The sequence below is a fragment of the Shewanella aquimarina genome (assembly GCF_023349185.1).
GTDB classification, from domain to species: Bacteria; Pseudomonadota; Gammaproteobacteria; order Enterobacterales; family Shewanellaceae; genus Shewanella; species Shewanella aquimarina.
The window spans coordinates 339,122-364,189 of sequence record NZ_JAKIKY010000002.1; the positions used below are offsets into that span (position 1 = coordinate 339,122).

Consider the following 25,068-nt stretch of genomic DNA (forward strand, 5'->3'; position numbering starts at 1 on the left):
ACTGGCCTAGCCAGTATGGATGACAGATGGCGTCACTATCATGGGCAGGGGCACATCCCAGTGCTCTGTGGGTAGCGCTGCTACCTGCTGGCAATCGTGAGCATAGCCTATGGGGTAGGGTTTGCCCCTCAACTGCCAGTCACTCAGGCAGCGATCATAATAGCCGCCACCCATTCCCATACGATTCCCCTGCTTATCGAAGGCCACCAAAGGCGTGATGATCACATCCAGGTGCTGGGGCAAGATCATCTCAGTGATGTTGAGTTTTGGCTCCCAGATCTTGAGGCGATTCTGGATCAGGTGGCTGGTGGGATGGTATTTAAAAAACAGCAGGTTGCCCCGTGAAAAGGGATGTAGACGCGGCAAATAGACATTAACGCCAGCCTGCCACAGGGTCTCAATCAGCGGCTGAGTATCCAGCTCGCCATCGCTGGTCAGATAGAGGGCGACGTGTTTTGCCTGACGCTGACCAATCACCGCCATCAGCCTTGTGGCTGCCTCATGGGCAAATTGTTTCTGGGTGTCGGCAGGAATCGCCCGCCTTGCGATGCGGATTTGATTTCTAATCGCCTGACGATTTTCCTGGTTGGTGGCGCTCGGCGCGAAGGCGGGTTTCAATATCCTTAACTCCATTAAAGGCTGTCATCGAGTTCGATGTTATGTGGGCAGTCTATCTCTGCTGAGTGGAACTTTTCAACTTATGATAGGGATACCCGTTATTCATGGTCTGTTGGAATAGCAAATTACAGCCGTCTCTTATCGCTTATTACATGGAAATTAATTTGATGAGATCGGGACTACTGCTGTGGTGAGAGGCTAAAGTAGCGTGGAGAAAACTTATCTATCTTGTTGGCGTTAATTTTTTGTGTGAGTGCATTGATGAAGTTTTCTATGTCTGTATCAAGAGGAATATCTTTAAAGTTTAAGAAGTTGTAGTCCCACCACCTAAGCTCTAATAAGGCGTTTATCGTGTTTGGTGAGAATCGATAGCGGATCACTCTTGCTGGAATGCCACCGATAATCGCATAGTCGGGAACATCACGAGTGACTACGGCATTGGCAGCGATAACCGCACCATTACCGACAGTAATACCAGGCTTCAACACCACGTTGTTGCCAATCCAGACATCATTTTTGATGATGATTGCTGGACATTTGGCTCCATCAAAAGGTTTTAGGAGTCCTTCTGGAAGAGTGTCTAATTTGATTTCATCGTTTGAATAGGTCACTGCGCTAGTGGTGAAGCGTTTCAAAGGATGTTGGACGCCTAGACTTGTGACACTTCGAGCAATTGAGCAATAACGTCCAACAATGGTATTTCTGGGAAGGCTGCTGCGTGTATATGAATATGCGCCCATTGAATGCAAAATTTTGCCTTTGATGAAGGCCGTATTTTGCTCAATCTTAATAGCTGGATCCAGTTTAAGGGTTTTCCAATAAAAAACGGCCTTAGGTATCCTGATATTTAGTTTGGCAAACTGTTTGCGGACACGAAATCCCATAGATACTTTTTGGTACATGTGTAAATGGATGGTTTCCAATAGCGAGTTGGTTAATCTATATGGGATCTCCATAAGGCTGTCAGTAGCTTTTTCGCACTTTTCCATGAATTGTGCTTTACCTTTGTAATTCTTTTGTGTGGCTTTGGTTGGTTTTGTTGCAACTGTTGTTGATTGTTTGGGTTTTGGTGTTGAAGGTGGAGGGGGGGTAAGTTTTTTGAACCCACATAGGCTGCGAGGCAGGCAGTTTGCGTGGGGTATAAAAAAGGCTAGAAGGTGACCTTTTCTGATCAATGCCTTCCAGCCTCTCCAATTTGAATTGCTCCCCAAGATGCCGTTATCTGTGTAGCCCTTGAACCCATAATGGCTTCGAGGCGGGTAGATTGCTTGGGATATAAAAAAGCCAGAAGATGGTGAACCTTCTGGCCTTGCTATTTATTAGCTTTAATGGTCTTAAAGCTTGAATTTGAATTGCTCCCCAAGATGCCGTTACCGGTGTAGCCCTTGAACCGTAGGTTCAAGGCGGGTAAATGATTAAATCCTAAGGCTTCTCGGTTCGCGCCGAGCTTGCGCAATGTCATCAAAACATTCACCCTGAGTTTGTAAATATCGGCACAGGGACATAACCGACTCACGCACACCACAGGGAGCAAAATTGTTGCGTATCGACCTCTTAGATCGGGCGGCGATATTCGTTATAAATCGCTTCGCCTCACGCGTAATTACAGTTTAATCGCCTTTTGTTGCGCGCTCAACCAGCGCACTCTCTAAGGTCGACTGCAGCAGACCGATCTTTTCATCCATCTGCTTAATATAATCTTGATTCTTCTTCTGTTCTTCCAACAATTCATAGCCAATATTCAGAGCGGCCATGATGGCAATTTCTTCCCGGCTAAGGTTGTTGGTTCGAGCACGCAGGGAACTCAGCTGCTTTTCCAGCTTGTCGGCCACATGGCGCAAGGCATCTTCCTGTCCTATCGGACAAGCGATGGAGTAGGTGCGGCCCAATAAGCTAATTTCGATAGCATGGCTACTCATTTGCGATGTAGATCCTTTTATCCTGTCGTTGAGCGGACTATATCGGGCTGCCCTGGAAAGTGCAATAACACTGGGGCCTTAATAACGCTTTGTTAGATTAAATGTTGTTTAGATAACCAATAGCTTAGCATTGGTAGCCTGTGGCTGCGTGAATTGTGCGCAACTAACGCTATGGTGTAGCGCTGCCCATGGGTTAAGCTGGCTGCAGGCCTATGCTTTTGGCTTGGTCGAGCAGGCCAGATCTGCTAGCATGTCAGAAGTGAAATAATGACTGGAACACCTTATGGCAACCCCTCCCTCTTTACGCATCGAAATTCTGTTCGCCGAGCTCAATGCCGCCGATATCGCCCAACATCCCGTTGAAGTCCATGGCTCCCTGGTGGGACTGATCTGCGGTGGCGTTGGTCAAGCCAAGAGCGAGTGGATCAAGCCCCTGCTCGAATTGATCAACGATGGTCAGTTGCCGCCCCCCTCACTGGTGCAGCTGCTGGAAGAACTCTATCAAGATACCCTGGCGCGCATCACTGACGCCGATTTCGGTTTCACGCCTATGGCGCCGGAAGAGGAGGAGACCCTGAGCAAGCGCGTCGAGGCCCTGTCGCTCTGGGTGCAGAGCTTCCTGACGGGGATTGCCATGGCGCAGCCTAAGCTCAACCGCGCCTCGAGTGATGTCAAAGAGGTGATTCAAGATCTCGCCGAGATCGCTCAGGTGGAGTTCGATGTGGCCGAAGATGAAGAGTCCGAGGCAGCTTATATCGAGCTAATGGAGTTTGCCCGTATGGCGGCGCTACTCTGTTATGCCGAATTCGGCCCCGAGCCGAGTGAGATCAAAGATCAAGACCCCATGATTCATTAATATTGTCTGCATTTGAAGCGGCAGGCGCTAGTTAAGCGCTTGCCAACAATAGAGAAAGTGAATGACCACTTCGTCTTACCCTAAGCCGTTTGATATCGCCATCGTTGGCGGCGCCATGGCCGGTGCCACCCTGGCCCTTGGCCTGGCTAATTTAGCGCACACCCGGCAGCAATCGCTGCGTATCGCCCTTATCGAAGCCAACCGTCCCGGCGACGGCCATCCGGGATTCGATGCCCGCTCCATCGCCATCGCCCAGGGCTCTATTTTCGAGCTGACCCGTCTCGGCATCTGGCCTAAGCTAGCCCACCTGGGCACGGCCATCGAGAATATTCATGTCTCGGATCGCGGCCATTTCGGCATGACCACACTTAATGCCAAGGATTTTCATCTGCCTTATCTTGGGCAGGTGGTGGAGCTCGAGCGTGTCGGTGCCAAGCTGTTTAACCTGCTTGAGCACCAGGATGTCAGCCTGTTTTGTCCCGCCAAGGTGGCCAGCATAGCCGCCGGGGTCGATGAGCAGCTGCTGATGCTAGACGATGGCACTGCCATCAGCGCCAAGCTGGTGGTAGCAGCAGATGGGTTACATTCTAAGGTCAGACAAGATTTTAAGCTGCCGCTTGAGCAGGTGGATTTCGAGCAGGTGGCGCTGGTGGCCAACGTGCTTACCGACACGCCGCATAGCGAGTGGGCGTATGAGCGTTTCACCGATAGCGGCCCGCTGGCCATTCTGCCTATGGCCAACGTGGACGGGCAACCCCGCGTCTCCCTGGTGTGGGCCCTGGCGCCTGAACATGCCCAGCTGATGCTGGGGGCAGATAAGTCCGCCTTCTTAGATGCACTGCAGGACGCCTTCGGCCACCGCGCCGGGCGTTTTATCGATGTGGGTGAGCGTCATGCCTACCCGCTTAAGCTTTCCTACATGGCGCGCCCCATCTATCAGCGCACCGTGTTTATCGGTAACGCGGCGCAGACGCTGCATCCAATCGCCGGTCAGGGCTTTAACCTGGGGCTGAGGGATCTCGTCTGTCTGCTCGAGGTGGTTGATGAGGCGCTCGAGCGGGGCGAGGATATCGGCGGCGCCAAGCTGACCCACGAATACCTGAGTCGTCGTCAGCAAGATCGCGACACGACAATCACCAATGTGGAATTTCTTGTGCGCGGCTTCTCCAATCAGCACTGGCCCTTGGTGGCCGGTCGCAACTTGGGGCTTAGACTGCTCTCCTGGTGTCCGCCGCTCAAGACCCCTATTGCCCGTAAAGCCATGGGGTGGAAATCGCCTCAATCTGCCAGTCAGTTTCGATAAAGGATCTCTCTATGTTCAGTACACAAACCTATGACGTTGCCATTATCGGCGGAGGCATGGTAGGACTGGCAACCGCCATTGGCCTGGGTCAGGAGGGGCTTAGGGTCGTGGTGATCGACGCCGGGGAAACCCAGGCAGTATCTGGCGAGGCCAGGTTAAGAGTCAGTGCCATCAACAAGGCCAGTCAGCGATTACTTACCCATCTGGGAGCCTGGGCCTATATCGATGAGTCTCGCGTCGGCCCCTATCAGAAGATGGCGGTGTGGGATAAGGATAGCTTGGGCAAGATAGGTTTCGATGCCCATTCTATCAGCGAGCAGACCCTGGGCAGCATCATAGAAAATGACAACATCAGCCATGCGTTGGCGACCCGAGCGAGCGAGCTTGGTGAGGTAACCCACCTTGAAAATCACCGTCTGGAAAAAATCGCCTTCGGTGAGCGTGAAGCCTGGCTGACCCTGGATAATGGCGACAATCTGTCTGCGGCGCTGGTAATAGGCGCCGATGGTGCTAACTCCTGGGTGCGTGAGCAGTGCAAGATCCCCATGACCTTCTGGGATTATGGCCATCATGCCATTGTCGCCTCTATTCGCACCGAGCTGCCCCATAATGCTACCGCCAGACAGGTGTTCTTAAGCGACGGCCCACTGGCGTTTCTGCCGCTGTTTGAAAAAGATCTCTGTTCCATCGTCTGGTCGGTACCACCGGCCAAGGCGCAAGAACTGCTTGAGGGAGACAAGATACAGTTCGAGCGCAGCCTTACCGCCGCCTTCGACGGTAAGCTGGGCATGTGCACGCTGGAAAGCGAGCCACAGGCCTTCCCGCTGCGGATGCGTTATGCCCGTCACTTCGCCCGTCACCGCTTGGTACTTGCCGGAGATGCGGCCCACACCATTCATCCGCTGGCGGGGCAGGGAGTCAACCTGGGCTTCTTAGACGCCGCCGCCATTATTGAGACCCTGAGCGAGCTTAAGGCCAAGGGCAAGGATATCGGCGATTATGCCAATCTACGTCCGCTAGAGCGTTGGCGTAAGGCGGACGCGCTGGAGATGATCGCGGCGATGGAGGGCTTCAAGCGACTCTTCGAAGGTAGCAATCCGGTGAAAAAAGCCTTCAGGGATCTGGGCCTCAACCTGGTGGATAACCTTTCTCCTGTGAAAACACTGTTTATGCAACAGGCTATGGGTAACAAAACCCGCTTGCCTGAGTTGTGTAAATAAGGCTTGAGAAAATGCGGCGGAATATCATTTTGTTTTTAAATACAAGTGGTTGACATCATTTGATTTGATATACGGATTCTCATGTAAAAAAACTACATTTTAAACATGAGAAAAAGTAATGGAAAAATGGTTCGGATTAGAAAATTCTCTTGTATACAAAACTGTGACGCAAGGTATAATTTCGCCGCATTTTGATACCAAGCGCGTATCTTAAAACAGAATTTGTTGATGCATCTTATTCGACGCAATTGATGCAAAAACTCATCTTTGCAATCACATCCTGGCCCTAAAGTACCCTAGGTTCAGGTGTGTCAGTTCAGCACGGTTGACTATAATCGTCTGCTTCGCTACCGCCTATTGATGACAAGAGAGTGCTTGACCGACCCTTTCGGCCTCTGCCCCATTTCATCAATCATGCCCTAGCGCTGAGGCACCGCCAGGTAAGACCCGAAAAGGGCAAAAAAGAAGAGATAATAATGGCTAATAAAACTGTACTCTTTAACAAGCACCTAGAATCTAACGCCAAAATGGTCGACTTTCACGGTTGGGACATGCCGCTAAACTACGGCTCTCAAATTGAAGAACACCATGTTGTGCGTCAAGACGCAGGGATGTTTGACGTGTCTCACATGACAGTAGTTGACGTTACCGGTGCTCAGGCCTGTGATTTTCTTCGTAAGCTACTGGCCAACGACGTCGCCAAACTCAAGGTGCCGGGTAAGGCGCTTTACGGTGGCATGTTAGACCACAATGCAGGCGTTATCGACGACCTGATCACCTATTATCTCAGCGACACCCATTACCGTATCGTAGTGAACTCGGCCACTCGCGAGAAAGACCTCGCCTGGATCACCGAGCAAGTTAAAGGCTATGACGTGACTGTCACCGAGCGTCCTGAGCTGGCGATGATCGCCGTTCAAGGCCCTAACGCTAAGGCGAAGGCGGCGGCGGTATTTACCGACGAACAAAACGCAGCAGTCGAAGGCATGAAGCCTTTCTTCGGTGTGCAGTCTGGCTCTCTCTTCATCGCAACCACAGGTTACACAGGCGAAGCCGGTTACGAGATCATCGTACCTGAGGCAGAAGCCGAAGCCCTGTGGCAAGCCCTGCTAGATAATGGCGTTAAGCCATGTGGTCTGGGCGCCCGCGACACCCTACGTTTAGAAGCAGGCATGAACCTGTACGGCCAGGATATGGACGAGAGCGTTAACCCGCTGGCGGCCAACATGGGCTGGACCATCGCCTGGGAACCCGAAGATCGTGACTTCATCGGCCGTGAAGCGCTAGCCGCTATCAAAGCCGCCGGCGCTGACAAGCTCGTTGGCTTGGTGATGGAAGCCAAGGGCGTACTGCGCACCGGCATGCCAGTCTTCTTCACCGACGCAGACGGCGTCGAGCAGCAAGGCGCTATCACCAGCGGCACCTTCTCACCAACCTTAGGTTACTCAATCGCCATGGCGCGCGTACCTAATTCTGTTGGCGATGTCGCAGAAGTCGAGATGCGTAAGAAGCGCGTCCCTGTTAAAGTGATCGCACCTAGCTTCGTGCGTAACGGTAAGCAGGCCTTCTAACTGTTTGATAAGGGTTATCCCTGTTTGACCGTCAGGTAGCCAAAAGGGCGTTGGTGGGTCTGGGTTGTTAGTCTGATACAGGCTAAGCAACTCGGGGCAAAGCTGCTAAAATATCGGCTGACCCAGTCCAACGACAGGCGCTTGAGTGGTTAAGCAGGCTTAGTTTTTAAAATTTAGCACTACGGAACAAGGAACAAAAATAATGAGCAATATTCCGACTGAATTGAAATACGCTTCTTCACACGAATGGATCCGCAAAGAAGATGACGGTTCATACACTGTTGGTATCAGTGAGCACGCCCAAGAGCTACTAGGCGACATGGTTTTCGTTGAGCTGCCAGAAGTTGGCGACAGCGTTAGCGCCGGTGATGACTGCGCGGTAGCCGAGTCGGTAAAAGCCGCTTCAGACATCTACGCACCCATTTCAGGTGAAGTGGTAGCGGTTAACGAAGCCCTGGAAGATTCTCCTGAGCTGGTTAACAGCGACGCTTACGGCGATGGCTGGTTCTTCCGCATTATGCCAAGCGACCTGAGCGAACTAGACAATCTGCTTGATGCCGAAGGCTATCAAGCGGTTATCGACGAAGAGTAATTGTCGATGACGACGAAGCCCCATATCGCATAGAGATGGGGCTTCGTTCGTTATAAGGCCATGCAATAAGCCATTGCCATATAACGAGAAGTAGAACCACATCAAACAACGAGACCGGTAACACCAGCCCCCTACAGCTAGGATACTGGCAAATATGGAACTAGGTTAATCATGACCACTGAAACCCTCACTCAGTTAGAGCAGCACGAACTATTCATCCGTCGTCATATCGGCCCGGACAGCGCAGATCAGCAAGAGATGCTGAACTTCGTTGGTGCAGAATCTTTAGAAGATTTAACACAGCAGATAGTCCCTGAGTCGATTCGTCTTGGACGCGATCTTGCCGTTGGCAGCGCCTGTGGTGAAGCCGAAGGCCTTGCTGCGATTCGCAAGTACGCCGATAAGAACAAGGTGTTCAAGAGCTACATCGGCATGGGTTACTACGGCACTATCGTGCCAAGCGTGATTCAGCGTAACGTATTCGAAAATCCAGGTTGGTACACGGCGTACACCCCATACCAGCCAGAGATCGCCCAGGGCCGTCTAGAAGCCATCCTGAACTTCCAACAGGTGTCGATGGACCTTACCGGTCTTGATCTGGCCTCAGCCTCCCTGCTGGACGAAGCCACCGCCGCAGCCGAAGCCATGGCGCTGGCCAAGCGTGTCTCTAAGGCGAAGAAGGCCAATATCTTCTTCATCGCCGATGATGTGTTCCCACAGACTATCGACGTGGTAAAGACCCGCGCCGAGTGTTTCGGTTTCGAAATCGTCGTTGGCCCAGCCAGCGAAGCGGTTAATTACGAGCTGTTTGGTGCCCTGTTCCAATACACCAACCACTATGGTCAAATCACCGACTTCACCGAGCTGTTTGCTGCCCTGCAAGAGAAGAAAGCCGTCGTGACCGTTGCCGCCGACATCATGTCGTTGGTGTCACTTAAATCGCCTGGCTCAATGGGCGCCGATGTTGTCTTCGGTAGCGCTCAGCGCTTCGGTGTGCCAATGGGCTTTGGTGGTCCACACGCGGCCTTCTTCGTGACCCGCGATCAGCACAAGCGTTCACTGCCAGGCCGTATTATTGGTGTGTCACAAGATACTCGCGGCAACCGCGCCCTGCGTATGGCGATGCAGACTCGTGAGCAGCATATCCGCCGCGAAAAGGCGAACTCAAACATCTGTACTGCACAGGTGCTACTGGCTAACATGGCCTCTTTCTACGCCGTATTCCACGGTCCAAAAGGTCTGAAGATCATCGCCGATCGTATCCACCGCTTCGCCGACATCTTCGCCGCCGGTCTTAAGGCCAAGGGCGTTGAGCTGGTAAACGATACCTGGTTCGATACCGTTTCATTCAAGGTTGCAGACAGCGCCGCCGTACAGGCACGCGCCATCGCCGGTGAAGTGAACCTGCGTATCGACAGCGACGGCATCTTAGGTGTTGCCATGGCTGAGACCACCACTCGTGAAGATGTGGCGCAGCTGTTCGATATCGTACTGGGCGAAGGTCATGGTCTGGACGTTGCGGCGATCGACGCCGACATCATCAAGAATGGCAGCAACTCAATTCCAGCCGAGCTGGTTCGTCAAGACGCCATCCTCGAGCATCCAACCTTCAATCGCTACCACAGCGAAACTGAGATGATGCGTTACATCAAGCGTCTGGAAAACAAAGATTTAGCACTGAACCACTCGATGATTTCGCTAGGTTCTTGCACCATGAAGCTGAACGCGGCGACCGAGATGATGCCGGTAAGCTGGCCAGAATTTGGCAACATGCATCCTTTCTGCCCGCAAGATCAGGCACAGGGTTATGCCGAGCTTATCGAGGAGCTGTCAAACTGGTTGGTCGACATCACAGGTTATGACGCCATGTGCATGCAGCCTAACTCGGGTGCATCGGGCGAATACGCCGGTCTGTTGGCCATCAAGAAGTACCACGAGTCTCGCGGCGAAGGCCACAGAAACGTCTGTCTTATCCCTCAGTCTGCCCACGGTACTAACCCGGCTTCGGCCCAGCTTGCTGGCATGAAGATTGTGGTTACCGCCTGTGACAAGCAGGGTAACGTGGATATGGAAGATCTTAAGGCCAAGGCTGCCGAAGTGGCCGAAAACCTCTCTTGCATCATGGTCACCTACCCATCGACTCACGGTGTGTACGAAGAGACCATCGCGGAGATCTGTGAGGTGATCCATCAGCATGGCGGTCAGGTTTACCTAGACGGTGCCAACATGAACGCTCAGGTAGGCCTGACTTCACCTGGTTCAATCGGCGCCGACGTGTCGCACCTTAACCTGCACAAGACCTTCGCCATTCCACACGGTGGCGGCGGACCAGGCATGGGCCCAATCGGCGTTAAAGCGCACCTTGCGCCATTCGTTGCCGGTCACGCCGTGGTTAAGCATGGTCGTGAGTCAGACAACAACGGTGCGGTATCGGCAGCGCCATACGGCAGCGCCAGCATCCTGCCTATCACCTGGATGTACATCAAGCTGCTTGGCTATCAGGGCCTGAGACAATCGACTCAGATGGCACTGCTTAACGCCAACTACATGATGAAGAAGCTGTCTGCTCATTACCCAGTGCTCTACACAGGCCGTAATGACCGCGTCGCGCACGAGTGCATCATCGACCTGCGTCCACTCAAAGAAGCCTCAGGCGTCACCGAGATGGATATTGCTAAGCGTCTGAACGACTACGGCTTCCACGCGCCGACCATGAGCTTCCCGGTTGCGGGCACATTGATGATAGAGCCAACAGAGTCTGAGTCTAAGGCCGAGCTGGATCGCTTCATCGAAGCCATGGTTGCCATCCGCGGCGAGATCGCCAAGGTTGAAGCAGGTGAGTGGCCAGCGGACAACAACCCGCTGCACAACGCGCCGCACACCATGGCCGACATCATGGACAGCGAGTTCGACTCACGTCCATACAGCCGTGAAACTGCCGTGTTCCCAACGGCTGCGGTTAAGGCTAACAAGTTCTGGCCGACTGTGAATCGTATCGATGATGTGTACGGCGATCGTAATTTGATGTGTTCGTGTGCACCGATTGACGATTACAAGTAAATGACTACTTGCCCTCGATAATACGGCGTCACCCCGTTGTTTTCGCTGCTCATTGACTAGAGTCAACTGCGCGGCGAAAACAGCAGGCTTCCTTGTCTTATCTTCGGCAGTAACGTCATTTGAGATGTGCATGGCACTGACCATAATAAAAAAGTGAACCCTTGTGGTTCGCTTTTTTGTTAGCTGCTTGGACTCGTTACTGCGGCGTTGAATCTCAGCTTTCGTGCTCATTGACACAAGTCAACTCCGCGCGAAAGCCTTCGATTTGCCGCCGCGGAGCTGATTGTGCAAAGAGTGCTTCGTCAGCGACGCAATTATGGCGTAACTAGCTTCATCTGAAGGTTAGATATAAAAAAGCGAACCCTTGTGGTTCGTTCTAGTGTTTGGCTGGTTGAGCATTGTTGGTGTGTTTTTAAGTGGTGACTCCACGACCACAGAATGCAAGATGCGAGCGGTGGAGTGTCGTCGAGGAATAGTATGCTTAAATGGACGGAATTTTTGTAGTCATGGCTGTATGCTATCACCATAGGTTTCAATGTCTTGCCAGCCCTTTGCACCCGAAATGATGGCGCTTAAGACAAGGAACAAAACGTCCACAATGTTATGCTTTTGGTTGACGTCAGAGCGGGCGTCTTCAACAACGGTTAGGTGTTCGAGTAAATTCATCAGGACCGCTACTTATCAAATGGGCAGCCATTAGAACAGTACCTGGGAGCTACACTCAATACTGGCAAAAAAATACAATCCCGCCCTGATTCAAAAGGAGAATTTTTTTTGGGAAAACATATACATTGGGCGGTATTAAGCAAAAAGTACCATTTCACCACAAAAGGTTTTTTAAACCCCTTATATTGGATTGTAAATAACGGAGAGTTAAATGGATTTTATATCTTGGAAAGAGCGTGAGATACATGATGGTCAGTTTTTTATTTCTGACGGAATTATCAATGAAAAGGCTTGGGAAAAAGCTCCTGTAAAAGTTCTTTTTTTGATGAAGGAGGCCTATGAAAGTTCTCCTGATGTAATAGATGAATGGGCTCTCAATGATTACCTAGCAAGTAAACGATTAAGTGAACTAGGGAAGTCCATGTGGTGGTCTATGGCGCAATGGGTCGATGGGATTAATAAGCTTATTGAAACCGGCGAGGTAATTCAGTTTGATGAGGGCTATAAGTCAAATCCTAAGTTAGAAGAGGCATTTCAAAGCTGTGCGGTAATTAATATTAAGAAGAGTAGCGGCAAAAGCTCATCAACTAACGAAGACCTGTTTGCTTATGTAAATAGTGATTGGGATTTGCTGTGGCAGCAAATTCAATCTATTAACCCTGACTTGATTATCTGTGGTGCAACGTACCCATTAATTGAATCAAAACTAGAAAAATCAGATAAGTCTGCAGAATGGTTGTACCATGCTAAAGGTTACTACTTTGTTGATTTCTGGCATCCATCGAATCAATGGCCCTACAAGGTGAAGTACTACTCGCTAATGTCAGCTTTGAAACAGTCTAAAACGCTATGGAAACCACGATAAATTTAAATAGTAATAAATAGGTTAATGGTAGGCGTTATCTAAAAAGGGTTTCTACCAGCCTCCCAGAGATAGACCTTTAGCTTCCCAATGGCTGGCTACTTACTTTAGGGAGGCCAACCTGAGGACGAAGATTGTTGGCTTTCCAGTATGTGTATCGTCGGTGATACAATTATTTGTTAGCTGGGATGTATTCCGTTTGTTTAATGCCGAACTGCTTGCAGATGTGGTCGATACACAGGTCTTGCTGCTGGCTCCACAGGCCGTAGCTCAGGGGTATTAGGTTGACGCCGGCGCGTTGCAGTAGCTTGTAGAGGTTAATCTCGAAGAAGTCCTCCCAAGGGCCAGGGTAGCCAATTAAGTCTATTGCCAGATACTGGTCGCCGTAGCGGCAGAGAATATCCAGCTCCAGCCCCGCCATATGGTAGGCGCGCCACACAGTAATCCCCTTGGCCTCAAGCGCCTGGGTCACCGACTGACCGAACTCATCTAACGCATCGACATAGTTGTGTTTAGCCTCAAACTGGGTCGCCGAGGTGAGGTATTTAGCCAGCAGATTATTGTTAGGCAGCGCCGTTTCATCCAAAGACAGAAACAGCCACTGGGCCTGTTTGGCGCGGGTGATGGCCACGTTAAACATATCGGCGCGATTCAGGTAGGCCGCGGCGCGAGTGTCTTGAGCTGTCACGCTGAAAGAGAGCAGCATGATGTCCCGTTCTTCGCCTTGAAAGCCAAAAGGCGTGGCAATACGTAGCTGATGACGCTCGATCTGCGCCAGGCTGAAACGTGCCATGATCTGCTTCGACAGATAGTCGGTCTGGTGTCGAAAACAGGAGAGCACGCCAATGCTGGCGGGCACCAAGGCATCGACCTGCTCATCGATGAGCTGGCTCAGCTTGTCGATTAAGGCCTCGGCCTCGAGGATGTTAACTCCCTTGGCGTCGCGATCGCCGTCTATCCGTATTCTGTGCAGATGTCCCGAGCTGGTGCAGGGCCTATGCAGCATCACCTTGAGGGCATTTTGATAGAAGGCCTGATTACTGAACTGGATAAGCTCAGGCTTGCTGCGAAAGTGCTCGTCCAGGAAGGTGACCTGTGACTGGGCACTCAGCGAACCAGATACCAGGTCGAGCATGCTGGCATCGCGATAGCTCATCAGTCCGCGTCTGTCGGGCGCTATGCCAAGCTGGGCCTGAATGCTGGCTTGTTTCTCGCGAGACAGAAACGAGAAGTGTCTCAGCTGTTTGCTATCACCCACCACTAGCGCCGCCTTGGCACGCTGCAGGGCGGGCAGACACTCGGCAATATTGGCCTGGGTGGCCTCGTCGATGATCACCAGATCGAACATCTCCTGCTGCATGGGCAAAACCCGGTGCAGGTTGGCCAGGCTGGATAACCAGATGGGAAAGGTCTGCTGCAGCGCCGAGAAGTCTGTGTTGTAGAATGCCTCCAGCTGTTTCGCCGACTGGCGCGCCCGTATCGCCTTGGCAAAGTTCACCAAGGAGCCGCGCTTGTTTTGCAGCAGGCGGTTTTGCCTGTGGCTGGTGGCCAGCTGCATATATTCAAGGCTGAGCTTCTCTTTCTGCGCTATCAGGCCGTTTAAGCTGTCGAGAGCCTCCCACTGACGGGAGAAGCGCTTAATGCCAGCGCGATAGAACCAGTTATAGTAGGGCAGGCGCCAGCGGGATTTTTGCTGCTCGAGTTTTGCCAGCTTCTGCCCGCGGCCGATGGCGCGTTTGCAATGGCGTGTAAAGCTCTCTTCCAGTTTTGCTTGCTGCTTGGTCACTATCTCTAGCTGTTTGTAGGCTTTCTGCAGCTCGATATCCGTCACCTTGCGATTGGCGACGGGATGAATGCCATTGAGCATGTCGTCCACCTGGGACTTGAGCTGCTTGATAAACTGCGGCGAACCGGCGCGGATCAGGCTGCTGCCTAGCTTAAATTGTTGCTGTAACTTATCGGCGATCACGTCCACGGCAACATCTGTGTGCGCGGCGATCAGTACCGACTTTCCCCGTAATATTTGTTCGGCGGCAATGGTGGCTATGGTGTAGCTCTTGCCTGTGCCGGGCGGGCCTGAGATCTGCCCTAGGGTGTGGTTGGCGGCGATATCCAGTGCCTGCATCTGGGCATTACTCAGCAGTCCCGGCAGGCAATCTTGCTGGGTTGTGATCTGTCGTTTGATCTGGAGCGATGGCTGCTGCTCGGCAAACAGGGCCTGTAGCGGCGGCGAAAGCTCAGTTGTCGCCATCAATAGGTCGAGTTCGTGCAGTATGCCGCGACTGGCCAGGGACCGCTCGGCCAGCACCAGCTGGCTGCGACTCACCAGAAAGCCTTTGCGTTTTCGCCTTAAGCCTTCAAATTCCGCTTCATCAATCAGCTTGGGAAAATGCAGTAGCTGGGTGGCATCCACATCGGCCTGTCCGGCGCTCAGCCAGGCAATCCAGCCGCTCACGTCGGTGGGATTATCACGCAGCTCCTGGGTTAGGCTGTGGCCTTCCACCACGAGCTTTTCGAGCAGCGCCTCGTTGATGGTAAAAGGGTTTTGGCCGGTCAATGACTCGCTGGCTTGCAGGAAGATCTCATCGCCATCGGCCTGTATCTGGCACTCGCGATAGAGCAGCGGTGTAACTACCTTACGTCGCTCGCCATTGAGCTCTATGGTGCCGCTAAAGAAGAGGCTGCAATGCAGCAATACCCGCTCGCGCAGATAGAGGGCGCTGCGGTTCATTAACGCCGAGGCTAAGGTGTGGGGCAAGGGGAGACGGGGGAGAAAGCCACTGGCAAGCTCATCTTCACCCTGTAGCATCAGCTGATCTTGCTCGGCCAGTTTATGACACGACCAGAGGTTGATCTCGGCGCTGTCGTGCGCAAAGCACTGTTTGTAGTAGCTCAGAATCCCTTGCAAACCCTATCCATCCCCATGGTTTATTAGCGTTGCAAGAGTAACTTAACCATTAAATTTCAACAAGGTGTGGTGGGAGATTGCGCCCTGGGTTTTGGTCTTTACCATTGCATCTGAGGCAGTACACCAGCACAATCAAATTCTATCGACAGACCGAGGTCATTTCCGGCAGCCAAGAATAAGAGCAAGCTGGCGGGTAAAGTAAGCGAAAAGCTTACGCAAGAGGTAAAGAGAGCCATGCAGCAAGGATTCCCCATCACCATCACAGCCGATGATAGATTTTCGAGTTCACTTAAGCCTTTACTGGCCAAGCTTGAGATGTGGATTAACTTTCAGGCGCTTAAGGCAGATTGGTATGGCAAGGAAGACCATATCTTATCCTTCGACTTCACCCTGGTCAGAACCTTGGATGAAAAGGCCGAGCAGCTAATCTCAGAGAGCTGGATAGTCGAACCGGGTTACGCCTATCACTACGAGAGCTGCCGCCTGATGACTATCGCCTTCATCGCCGTTGATGACTTGCTTGAGCGTGGTACAGGGATCGAGGAAGAGATAAAAAGCCGATTGGTGGCGGTTGCTAATGCGGTGGGGCAGCAGCACGGCCTCATAGCGCTAATTGCTGCTTAGGCTTGATAATACTGCCTCAGTTCGAGATTTTCGCTGCTCATTGACTTGAGTCAACTCCGCGGCGAAAACCCCAAACTTCATTGTCTTATCATCGCCAGCGACGCAATTATGGAGTAGCTGGCTTTAGTGGTCTTGGTTAATAGGAGCGAGACGGTAAGGGCACTATTCACGCATCCACATTGGAGGCCAACCATAAGCCTCCGAAACGGCTCTGGATATTTCGTGGATTAATTGAAAGCCGTTGTCCGAGTTGGTCATCACAACGAAGCCTCGTCCCGAATTTGCAAAGGAAACTGCATAGCAGGTGTATCCGGCGTTTCCGCCGCTATGCCTAAAGCGAAAAGCGTCTGCTTCACCATCTATTCCTATGCCTGTTCCACCCGCGCCGGGCACTCTGGTTAACATGGTTTTGGCTGATTGTTGTGATAGCAAAGTTTCATCCTCGCCGCGGTAGGCTTTACCCAGGGCTATCATAAATTTTGCCAAATCGGTGGGCGTGCTCCATAGACCTGCTGCCGCCTTCTCTGGGTAGAGATGGTAGCCCCCTTCAATCATGGATTGCTGGCTATCGTATCCTTTTGCAATTTGGCTCTGGAGTTCATTCGGCAGTGCCAGTTCGAATGAGCTTTGGCTCATATTTAAAGGCTTGAGTATCAATTGCTTCATTAGTTGTGAGAAAGGCTGCTCACTAGTGTCTTCCATCAAGAGTTGCAAGACTGTCATGCCACCGCCAGAGTAATATTCAGACTCACCTGGTGTTTGAAAGACCTTAACGGCAGGAGAGTTACTCAGGCTACTGCCTTGTAATATTTGAACTAGTGAGGGAATAGTCTGGTTTTGGGCATAACCTTCAAATCCAGAGACATTCAGCCCCGATGTGTGGCTCATGATCCGGCTTGGTGTGACTTTTTGTTGTTGAGTAAATTGGTTTTCGGGTACACGCCAACGTTTAAGTTTTAAGTTCACATCTTCATCAAGCTCAAAGTTGCCGTTCTGAATCATTTTAAATGCTGCGACACTGGTGACCGCTTTCGAAATGGAAGCGGCCTGAAACAGCGTATCCCTGGTTACTCCTTGGTTCGATTCTATGTCTGGCTTGCCGTATCCCTTCGACCAGATAATTTGGTTGTTATCAAATACGGCAATGCTCACCGCCGGGACGCCATAAGCCTGCATTCGCGCTTCTAGCGTATTGGTTGATGCGCTGCTGTTTCCATCATCGTCGATTGAACGAATGTTGCTTTCGAATGCATGTTGACGGGCGAGTTGTTGATTTGCGGCTGTCGATTCTTGGTTGCTGACCGAGCATCCTGCCAACGCAAGAAACATCGTTGTGAGTGTGAAATGGCTAAGCTTCATTTTGTTGCTCCTAATCTTCTTGTTTTCTGTCCCTGAGAAGTCACTTGTATGCCGTTTGTTTTATCGACAATAAAGGGATTAGCTATGTATTCCAACACTTACATATTTCCAATTGTTACATTAAGTGTTTAGGGGGACTGTCTCATTGGGAGTAGAGGGGAAGCTAGCCGGCAACAGTGGTGGATTGTGTTAGCTTAACTTGGGCATTTGATGGTTATCCTTTTCTTTTCTGTCTAGAGCAATCAATACGTTCATGGTGGAGAATATCTTGCAAAAGCTTTCAGGCATTACACCGCTTATCTACTAAGCGCTATGACGCTAAGTCATTAAGGGTCTAATGCTCTTGGCAGTATGTTCACAATGTTATAACAAAGCTTACCTAATTTGAGGTAGGTCAATATTAGATAAATTGGATTGGTTAAAATTTAACCATTAGCTGTCGCCTTTCCACAGCTTAAAATCAATGGGGGCAAATATGATGTTCAATAAACTCTCCTTTATCGCGCTTGGCGCGAGCTTGCTCATCGCCCAATGTTTTGCGGCAGATGTGGTGCCTACCGAAGTGCAGATGCCTGGGACTCAGCAGGGGCAAGCAGGCAATTTTGAGTCACCGGACAAGTGTGATAACTGCCACTCTGGCTATAACAAAACCAACCCTGAGTATGAGCCTGCTACGGGCTGGCGCGGTAGTGCCATGGCCAATGCCAGTCGCGACCCGATCTTCTGGGCGACCATGGCGGTGGCAGAGCAAGATTTTGATGGCGCGGGAGATTTTTGTATCCGCTGCCACAGCACCAAAGGCTGGTATGAGGGGCACTCAACCCCAACCGATGGTTCGGGAATTCCTGCGATGGATGACAATGGTGTGGATTGCGACACCTGCCATGTGATGACCAACACCGACAATTCCGATCCTGTGTTGCAAGGTGCGATGATTGCACCCTTTATTGCTAACTGTAGCGATAAGGCATTAGCGCCGTCGGGCACATGTCAAAGTGCCGATGAAGGTTTCTATGGCAGCGGCATCTTGTCACTCTGGAGCGCCAGCAGCGCCAAGTTAGGCCCTTATGTCGATGCTGATGCCCGTCATCAGTTTATGCAGTCAAAGTTTCATCGCCATGTGGACTTTTGTGGCTCCTGTCATGATGTGTCCAACCCTGTGGTGGGCGATTTAGCTCCGGGTAATGGCACGCAGCCCGGAGCGCCGCAGGTGATCTCCTCTCAAGATGCCAGTGGAACCCCAAATGTGGGCGGCTCTGTGGTTGAGAAGGCAGCGTTTAATAACCCTCCTTATGCCTATGGCGTGGTTGAACGTACTTTTAGCGAGTATAAAGCCAGCGCATTTCCCACCACGCAGGTGGCCGATTTTCTCTCTCTGCCTGAAAACTTACGTCATCCAGGCGGCGCGATTGAGCAGACCTATCAGGCTGCGCTATTAGCGGGAACCGGTGGAAATTATGCCGATGGTGATATTCGTTATTTCAGCTGTCAAAGTTGTCACATGCGGCCAGTGCAAGGCGCCGGTGCGAATAAGCGCGGTGTTCAAGTGCGTAAAGACTTGCCACAACATGACTTTACCGGTGGTAATAGCTGGATTGGCGATGTCATCAAATATCAGGACAGTCGCTCGCAACTAAGGCTGGGTGATGGGCTGACCACGGTGCAGTTATCGGCTATCGACTTGGCGACCGAAAGGGCGAAGCAGCATCTGCAACAGGCGGCCAACTTGAGTGTGGCGGGTAACCTGCTCACAGTTGTGAATCTCACCGGGCATAAACTGATCTCTGGTTATCCCGAAGGTCGGCGTATGTGGCTTAACATCAAGTGGTATGACGGTGACGAGCAATTGTTACGTGAAGATGGCGCTTACGGGCCGATAGGTGTGACGCTTGCCAATCCTGCCGGTGGCGCAGCTGTTGAAGTGGAATCGATAGTGGATCTAACTGGTGCCAATACCCGTATCTATTCGGCGCATTATGGGATCACCCAAGCCTGGGCTGAGCGGTTAGTGTCCTTAGGTGTCAGCGGTGATATAGCACTAGCCTATGACCGCTTGAGTGGTGAGGTGGTAACGACTCTGGCGGATTTAGCCACTGGTAGTGCAGACAGTGTGGCGGAGAGTTTTCACTTTGCGTTAAACAATCGTGTGGTGGCCGACAATCGTATTCCTCCCTATGGCATGAGCTTCGATGAGGCTAAAAGGCGCAATGCATTGCCTGTTCCCGCCAATCAATTTGGCGCTCCCGGTGTTGGCGGTGTGTATGACCATTATGATCGGCTGACGCTTAATCCTCCGGCTGGTGCTGTGTATGCCACTATCGACCTGCTTTACCAAGGCACCAGTTGGGAGTACATACAGTTCCTCTACTTGGCCAATAATCGCCAGAGTGCATTTCTCGGCGCCGAAGGCGATAACATGCTGGACGCTTGGCTCAATACGGGGATGGCTAAGCCACAGTTGATGGCGTCAACTACTTGGGGCTCACCACCTGTGACTGATGATACCTTGGGGGTGAGCAGTATCAGCACCGGGTATTTACAGCAAAGTGGTAAAGGTAAATCCCAGACAACCACTTATATCGTTTCAAGCACTATGACAGTCGGCGATGAGGTGGTTATTCGAGCCTTGGTGCAGGAAGCTAATGGCGAGCTAGAGGAAGGTGCCCTAGTCAGTATGAATGTGACCAACACTACGACGCTGGAAAGTTTTATGCTTGTTAGTGGTGCCAGTGACAGTTCTGGGGTTGCAGAGGTCCGCTGGAAAACCTCTGCGCCCAATAGAAAAGGCAGTGGCGGTACGACGCCCGGTACTTATACCATTAGCGTGACCGATGTCAGCGGTAGTTGGGATGGTGTGCCGACCAGTAGCAGTTTCAACTTAGTGAATTAACACTAGGGTCTGTAAATGGAATCAGGCACCGAAAGGTGCCTGATTCCGTGACTGATCTTGGGACTGATTTTACCGTTCAACCTGCATCCAATCGACCTCTACGCCTGCCTGGTCAAACATATCCTGGCTGACTTTGATCTTATCGCCCCAGCGGGAGAGGAAGTCGTCGCTGGGTTGTGGGCTGTGGACCACCTTTAGCCCAGTCTGGATGATCTTGGCGGCGCAGTTGGGGCAAGGAAAGTGGGTCACCCAGATCTCGCAGCTGCTGAGATCCCGCTTGGCGTAGAGAATGGCGTTCTCTTCGGCGTGCAGTGTCTTCAGCAGTTTCATCTCGCGGTTATCTGTCTCGGCACTGTCGGAGATCCCGTGCGGGTAGCCGTTGAATCCCAGTGAGACAATGCGGTTGTTTTCGGTGATCACCGCGCCAACCTGGGTCGAGGGGTCTTTACTCCAAGAAGCTACGAGCTCGGCCATCTGTAAAAAACGTATTGCCCATTTGGTCATCATCTTCTTGAGGTTCCTCTGCTAAATATCTGAATATGTTAGGCGCTATTCTCTATGGAGAACAATGAGAAATCAACTACTGCTTAGTCTCTTAATTAATCACTTGCCTAGTCACTTTTCGAGCGGCTGCTTCGTTTAGAATTTTCGCTGTCTTGGCTATGGGAAACTGTCAGCCTGAGCTAGGCGAAAGAGGCTGGCTAACGCCTATTGACTGCAATTGACGGCTATTGAAAAGTGAGAGCGTCGGAGCCTCTGCTTAAAGGTTAGCTCGGTTTAGTCGCTGCCTGTCTTAGCGCAGTGCTTGGCATTTTCTGGCGTGCAGAGTTTGATAGGGGTAAAGACGATCTGCTCGAAGGCTTGGTCGCTGACAATTTTGTGCAGGGTGAAGATTGCCTGGCGGCCCATCTCGTAGGGGCTCTGGCCTATGTTGGTATGGGCGAGGTGGTCTTGCAGCATGGCCAGCTGAGGAGGTGCCGCATCCGATATGATCACGACTATCTCTTTGTTATTTAACTTAATTTTATAGGGCGCTATCATCTTGCGATACAGGGCTTCATCGTTTTGCGGCCAGCCACCCACGGCGATAAAGGAGTCGGCCTTAACGGGTTTGCCCTTCATGACGGATTCCATCTGTCTCACCGCCTGACTGAGTTGGTCGAAGTTGGAGAAGGGCTCCCTGATCTCCGTCCAGCCGTTATCCTTGTGTAGGCGCTTTCCCGGTGGCGTGGTGTAGGTTTTGCCTGAGAGCGCGCTGCGAATCCCCATGATTCTGAGGTTGAGGTTAGGGGAGTCGGGGCGACCGGTTTGTATGATGAGGCTACCGCCATTGGGCCTGAGCTTCTTGAGTTGCTCGCCCAGTGCCAGGCCGAAGGCAAAGTTGTCTGTACCTATGTAGGCGCGGCGCAGATCTTGATGCTGGGCCAGGGTTGGGGCGTCGAAATCTGAATCGTAGGTGATCACCGGGATACCGGCGGCCTTGGCCTTGGTGAGACTGTTCTCGGCGAGAAACTTAGACTGGGTGATGGCCACGGCAATGCCGTCTATGCCTTGGTCGATAAGCTGCTCGATCACTTTGTCTTGCAGGCGCACGCTGGAGATCTCTGGCCCCAGATAGATACACTCGACATCCTTGAGCTGCCTTGCGGCGGCTTCGCAGCCGAGCTTACTCTGATCGAAGAAGGCGCCGTAAAATTTTGGCACTACGGCAAATCTCAATGTTTTGGCACTGACATCGGCGCTGAGCGTGGTGGTGGCCAGTAAGGTCAGCGAGATGAGTGTGATGAGTACCCGAGTCACAATAGCCTCTCGAATCCATTTCCTAATAACTAGGTTAGTCGTAGCTAAGGTATTAATAACTAACGTCTTGATTGCATAGCTATATCAAGCCAGATCAAGATTTCACATTTTGATAACCAAATGTAGCAAAGTGACACCGCCAAAGATATGTGTTGGATCAAGAATTTTTAGTGATAAAGGCGTGGAGCCTTGACTCGTCTGTTTGTGAAAGCGCCTCCCGGTAGGAGGCGCTTAAGTGACTAGTGCATCCTACCGAAGGGACTAGGGTCTGTTTATCTTTCAGGTTTAATTTTTGTTCAATCTAAACGCGTTTTGCTCAAGGCGCGTTTAAATGAACCCTTCGGGCAGCTTTTGTAGGCCATTTCTACGGCGTTATCTCCCGTTCATGTAGATTAACTACGCTACACAGGCTCTGCCTTGTATGAATCCCCTACAAAATGCTGCAAAAACAAACAGGAAAGGTCAACAGACCCTAGGCCAGCTTGAATTTATTCACCATGGCGCTGAGCTTCTGATTGGCGGCGGCCAGGCTTTGGGTACTGGTCACTGTGTCTTTACCGTTTTTTACCAGCTCTTGTGCCATGGCTTCTATCGTATGCATGTTTTGGCTGATCTCAGCCGTGACCGTGCTCTGCTGCTCTGAGGCGCTGGCGATCTGACTGCCGAGATCGTTTATCTCTGTGATAGAGCCGGTGACTGTGCCCAGGCTAGAGGTCACGCGTGCCGTATCCTGGGTGACCCTGTGACAGCTGTCGGTGGTTTCATGCATCACCTTTTCCGCTGTGTCGGCGTCGCGGCGTAAGGTGGAAAGGATCTGCTCAATCTGGTTAGTGCATGATTGGGTACGTGAGGCGAGAGAGCGCACCTCGTCAGCCACCACGGCAAAGCCACGACCTTGCTCGCCTGCACGGGCTGCCTCGATGGCGGCATTCAGGGCGAGCAGATTGGTCTGATCGGCGATCTCTTTTATCACGCTCAATACCGAGATGATCTGATTGGTATTACCGCTCATGGTATGAATACTTTGGGTGGCCGACTGCATCTCCTCGACCAGAGCCTTAACACTGTTAGCGGCGTCAGAGACTCTAAGGCTAGAGGTCTGTGCTTCGTTGTCGGCCTGCTGGGTGCTGCCGGCCATTTTTACCGCGCTCTGGGCGACGGCATCGGCCGAGGCATTCATCTGGCTAATGGCGGTGACAACTAGCTCGGTTTCCGCTCTGTGATTGTCTAGCGCCAAGCTGTTGCGCTCCGAGTGGCTGTCGAGCTGGCTGATCTCGCGGGTGATTTTGCTGGAGGCCTGAGAGATCTCAAGCAACATGGCTTGCAGATAGCCGATAAAGCTATTGACCGAATGTCCTATGGCCGCCAGTTCATCCTTGCTGTTGATGGCGAGTCTTGAGGTTAGGTCGGCATCCCCGGTCGATAGGGCATCGATACGGTTTTTCAGCATCAGCATGTCGGCGATGATCTTGTTGAGCAAAAACACACAGAAGGCCAGCGCAACGATGATCAGAACGCTGGCAACGGCAATGCTACGGTAAATTTTTTCGTCAAATATCGCCGCGGTGCCATCGGTAAGCCCCTGCTCTATGGTTTTGATGTTGGACTCAAAGGTACCTGTCCCTATGACCCAGCCCCATTCGGGGAGTATCTTCCTAACATAGGCAATCTGAGTCTGCTGCTTGTTGGTGGCCGGATTGGTGATGCTGAGCTCAAGGAAGGCATCGGCTTTATCCCCCAAAACCTGTTTGGCTTCTTGGGTGTTTTTGGTGCTCTGTCCTACCAGTGCTTGCTGAGGATGGGCTAATAGCTTGCCGTTGAGGTCTTGTATCCAGAAGTGACCATCCTCGCCAAACTTGGCGGCCAAAATGGCTTGCAAGGCATTGTTGACCTTGTCTTGTCGCAGAGTGCTGACATATTCACCTGTGGCGATCACTAAATTTAGCGGCTCGAAATAGAAAGAGGCAGAGAGTTTTTCCTCCACCTGTTCGGTTGATGGGTTGGAGAAGTAGTAGCTGGTGTAGCCTATGGGATTGGCCTTGGCCGCGGTGACGATATCCCTCGCATAGTAGTTGCCTCGCTCATCCAGTGCATCACGGCTATTGCCCATGGAAACACCGCCCATGCCCGAGGCCTCGTTTTCGAGGGTGTCGGCATTGTAGGCAAATAGGTAACGGCCCTCGCCCCAGCGGTATTCATTGAGAAAGGTGTAGATCAGCATAGCGGGATCGTCGGTGAGGTCATTTTCATATAGGCGATTAATGACATCACGGAACATTTTGATCTCATCGCCTAAGGCCTGTTTGATGTTCTCTTCTCGTGATTGTTGGTAGAGGTCGTTGACTGAGCGGCTTAGAGTGTCGACTTGGCCGATAAGGTTCTGTTTGATGAGGGCTTCAACTTCATGACTGATATTGAGCTCTTCTTGTTTTAGCACCTCCTGAGCGATGATGAAGGTGTTGATGATAAACAAGCCGGAAACTGCAATGAGTAAAGCGCCTACTAATATGATTAGTTTAGCTTTTATTGTTATTTTCATAAAAACCAGCCTAGTTAATTTGACCAGATATAAGAAAAATCTAATGGATATTTAGTGGCAAAATTCAACTAAAGGCAATCGGGTGGTTACAGAATCGTGATGTGGATGCAACTTGTTTGACACAAATGAGAGTTGATTAACAGATATTGCTAAGAGGTGAGCCTGTTGGCATCGCAACTGGGTCTAACTAGTTGGCAACATTAGCCATTGAGGCTAGAGCGACAGAGTGACAGCGTGATAGAGAAGAGCAAGTATGAAAAAGGGAAGCCTGGGCTTCCCTT

At 51.5% G+C, this 25,068-nt stretch carries 17 protein-coding genes, 1 other RNA gene and 1 pseudogene; 9 read left to right on the forward strand and 10 right to left on the reverse strand.

Features of this window, described 5'->3' with window-relative positions:
• Positions 1-6: 6 nt before the first annotated feature.
• The 4 genes from L2731_RS03640 to L2731_RS03655 form a co-directional block, all read right to left on the reverse strand.
• Positions 7-618: a 5-formyltetrahydrofolate cyclo-ligase gene (locus tag L2731_RS03640; protein WP_249251883.1), complete on the reverse strand. Its 612-nt coding sequence runs from the start codon at positions 616-618 to the stop codon at positions 7-9.
• A gap of 179 nt (positions 619-797) precedes the next feature.
• Complete coding sequence (locus L2731_RS19530; protein ID WP_283165009.1) at positions 798-1,793, reverse strand: CatB-related O-acetyltransferase; 996 nt, start codon at positions 1,791-1,793, stop codon at positions 798-800.
• Positions 1,794-1,970: 177 nt separating this feature from the next.
• Positions 1,971-2,151: non-coding RNA, 6S RNA (gene ssrS, locus L2731_RS03650), on the reverse strand.
• 77 nt (positions 2,152-2,228) lie between these two features.
• Positions 2,229-2,537, reverse strand: coding sequence for a cell division protein ZapA (locus L2731_RS03655; RefSeq protein ID WP_041508587.1), 309 nt, complete (start codon positions 2,535-2,537; stop codon positions 2,229-2,231).
• A 283-nt stretch (positions 2,538-2,820) separates the two neighbouring features.
• Here L2731_RS03655 and L2731_RS03660 point away from each other — a divergent pair, with 283 nt between their 5' ends.
• The 6 genes from L2731_RS03660 to gcvP all read left to right on the forward strand — a co-directional run bounded on the left by L2731_RS03660 (position 2,821) and on the right by gcvP (position 11,139).
• Positions 2,821-3,393: a UPF0149 family protein gene (locus tag L2731_RS03660; protein WP_041508588.1), complete on the forward strand. Its 573-nt coding sequence runs from the start codon at positions 2,821-2,823 to the stop codon at positions 3,391-3,393.
• A gap of 61 nt (positions 3,394-3,454) precedes the next feature.
• A complete protein-coding gene (ubiH, locus tag L2731_RS03665) occupies positions 3,455-4,696 on the forward strand; it encodes a 2-octaprenyl-6-methoxyphenyl hydroxylase (RefSeq protein ID WP_239852211.1) in 1,242 nt (413 codons plus the stop codon).
• Positions 4,697-4,707: 11 nt separating this feature from the next.
• The gene (locus tag L2731_RS03670; RefSeq protein WP_249251884.1) at positions 4,708-5,916 is read left to right on the forward strand and encodes an FAD-dependent monooxygenase; all 1,209 of its coding nucleotides are present in this window, start codon (positions 4,708-4,710) and stop codon (positions 5,914-5,916) included.
• Between the two features lie 476 nt (positions 5,917-6,392).
• Positions 6,393-7,487, forward strand: coding sequence for a glycine cleavage system aminomethyltransferase GcvT (gene gcvT / locus L2731_RS03675; protein WP_249251886.1), 1,095 nt, complete (start codon positions 6,393-6,395; stop codon positions 7,485-7,487).
• A gap of 202 nt (positions 7,488-7,689) precedes the next feature.
• Positions 7,690-8,079, forward strand: coding sequence for a glycine cleavage system protein GcvH (gene gcvH / locus L2731_RS03680; protein ID WP_041508592.1), 390 nt, complete (start codon positions 7,690-7,692; stop codon positions 8,077-8,079).
• Positions 8,080-8,250: 171 nt separating this feature from the next.
• Entirely contained in the window at positions 8,251-11,139 is a 2,889-nt protein-coding gene (gene gcvP / locus L2731_RS03685) for an aminomethyl-transferring glycine dehydrogenase (RefSeq protein WP_249251887.1), read from the forward strand.
• A gap of 434 nt (positions 11,140-11,573) precedes the next feature.
• Here the strand turns inward: gcvP and L2731_RS03690 are convergent.
• Positions 11,574-11,805 (reverse strand): annotated as a pseudogene (locus L2731_RS03690) (transposase family protein); the annotation flags it as partial.
• Between the two features lie 211 nt (positions 11,806-12,016).
• On the opposite strand from L2731_RS03690, the gene L2731_RS03695 reads away from it, so the two are divergent.
• A complete protein-coding gene (locus L2731_RS03695) occupies positions 12,017-12,670 on the forward strand; it encodes a hypothetical protein (RefSeq protein ID WP_249251888.1) in 654 nt (217 codons plus the stop codon).
• A 169-nt stretch (positions 12,671-12,839) separates the two neighbouring features.
• Here L2731_RS03695 and L2731_RS03700 read toward each other — a convergent pair whose 3' ends face one another.
• Positions 12,840-15,575 carry a DEAD/DEAH box helicase gene (locus L2731_RS03700; protein WP_249251889.1) on the reverse strand — a complete coding sequence of 912 codons (2,736 nt, stop codon included), beginning with the start codon at positions 15,573-15,575 and terminating at the stop codon, positions 12,840-12,842.
• A gap of 234 nt (positions 15,576-15,809) precedes the next feature.
• Here L2731_RS03700 and L2731_RS03705 point away from each other — a divergent pair, with 234 nt between their 5' ends.
• Entirely contained in the window at positions 15,810-16,199 is a 390-nt protein-coding gene (locus L2731_RS03705; protein ID WP_249251890.1) for a hypothetical protein, read from the forward strand.
• A gap of 162 nt (positions 16,200-16,361) precedes the next feature.
• Here L2731_RS03705 and L2731_RS03710 read toward each other — a convergent pair whose 3' ends face one another.
• A complete protein-coding gene (locus tag L2731_RS03710) occupies positions 16,362-17,558 on the reverse strand; it encodes a serine hydrolase domain-containing protein (protein ID WP_249251891.1) in 1,197 nt (398 codons plus the stop codon).
• 475 nt (positions 17,559-18,033) lie between these two features.
• Here L2731_RS03710 and L2731_RS03715 point away from each other — a divergent pair, with 475 nt between their 5' ends.
• Positions 18,034-20,448, forward strand: a complete 2,415-nt coding sequence (locus L2731_RS03715) for a cytochrome c family protein (RefSeq protein WP_249251892.1) — start codon at positions 18,034-18,036, stop codon at positions 20,446-20,448.
• Between the two features lie 69 nt (positions 20,449-20,517).
• Here L2731_RS03715 and L2731_RS03720 read toward each other — a convergent pair whose 3' ends face one another.
• The 3 genes from L2731_RS03720 to L2731_RS03735 all read right to left on the reverse strand — a co-directional run bounded on the left by L2731_RS03720 (position 20,518) and on the right by L2731_RS03735 (position 24,787).
• The gene (locus L2731_RS03720; RefSeq protein WP_239852184.1) at positions 20,518-20,955 is read right to left on the reverse strand and encodes a dCMP deaminase family protein; all 438 of its coding nucleotides are present in this window, start codon (positions 20,953-20,955) and stop codon (positions 20,518-20,520) included.
• 270 nt (positions 20,956-21,225) lie between these two features.
• Positions 21,226-22,248, reverse strand: a complete 1,023-nt coding sequence (locus L2731_RS03725) for a substrate-binding domain-containing protein (RefSeq protein ID WP_415837031.1) — start codon at positions 22,246-22,248, stop codon at positions 21,226-21,228.
• 472 nt (positions 22,249-22,720) lie between these two features.
• Positions 22,721-24,787 carry a methyl-accepting chemotaxis protein gene (locus L2731_RS03735; RefSeq protein WP_249251893.1) on the reverse strand — a complete coding sequence of 689 codons (2,067 nt, stop codon included), beginning with the start codon at positions 24,785-24,787 and terminating at the stop codon, positions 22,721-22,723.
• Between the last annotated feature and the right edge of the window lie 281 nt (positions 24,788-25,068).

Bases quoted from the DNA above. Each gene is read 5' to 3' on its own strand.
- L2731_RS03655 (WP_041508587.1), bottom strand. From the start codon at position 2,537: ATGAGTAGCCATGCTATCGAAATTAGCTTATTGGGCCGCACCTACTCC.
- L2731_RS03660 (WP_041508588.1), top strand. From the start codon at position 2,821: ATGGCAACCCCTCCCTCTTTACGCATCGAAATTCTGTTCGCCGAGCTC.
- ubiH (WP_239852211.1), top strand. From the start codon at position 3,455: ATGACCACTTCGTCTTACCCTAAGCCGTTTGATATCGCCATCGTTGGC.
- L2731_RS03670 (WP_249251884.1), top strand. From the start codon at position 4,708: ATGTTCAGTACACAAACCTATGACGTTGCCATTATCGGCGGAGGCATG.
- gcvT (WP_249251886.1), top strand. From the start codon at position 6,393: ATGGCTAATAAAACTGTACTCTTTAACAAGCACCTAGAATCTAACGCC.
- gcvH (WP_041508592.1), top strand. From the start codon at position 7,690: ATGAGCAATATTCCGACTGAATTGAAATACGCTTCTTCACACGAATGG.
- gcvP (WP_249251887.1), top strand. From the start codon at position 8,251: ATGACCACTGAAACCCTCACTCAGTTAGAGCAGCACGAACTATTCATC.
- L2731_RS03695 (WP_249251888.1), top strand. From the start codon at position 12,017: ATGGATTTTATATCTTGGAAAGAGCGTGAGATACATGATGGTCAGTTT.
- L2731_RS03705 (WP_249251890.1), top strand. From the start codon at position 15,810: ATGCAGCAAGGATTCCCCATCACCATCACAGCCGATGATAGATTTTCG.
- L2731_RS03710 (WP_249251891.1), bottom strand. From the start codon at position 17,558: ATGAAGCTTAGCCATTTCACACTCACAACGATGTTTCTTGCGTTGGCA.
- L2731_RS03715 (WP_249251892.1), top strand. From the start codon at position 18,034: ATGATGTTCAATAAACTCTCCTTTATCGCGCTTGGCGCGAGCTTGCTC.
- L2731_RS03720 (WP_239852184.1), bottom strand. From the start codon at position 20,955: ATGATGACCAAATGGGCAATACGTTTTTTACAGATGGCCGAGCTCGTA.
- L2731_RS03735 (WP_249251893.1), bottom strand. From the start codon at position 24,787: ATGAAAATAACAATAAAAGCTAAACTAATCATATTAGTAGGCGCTTTA.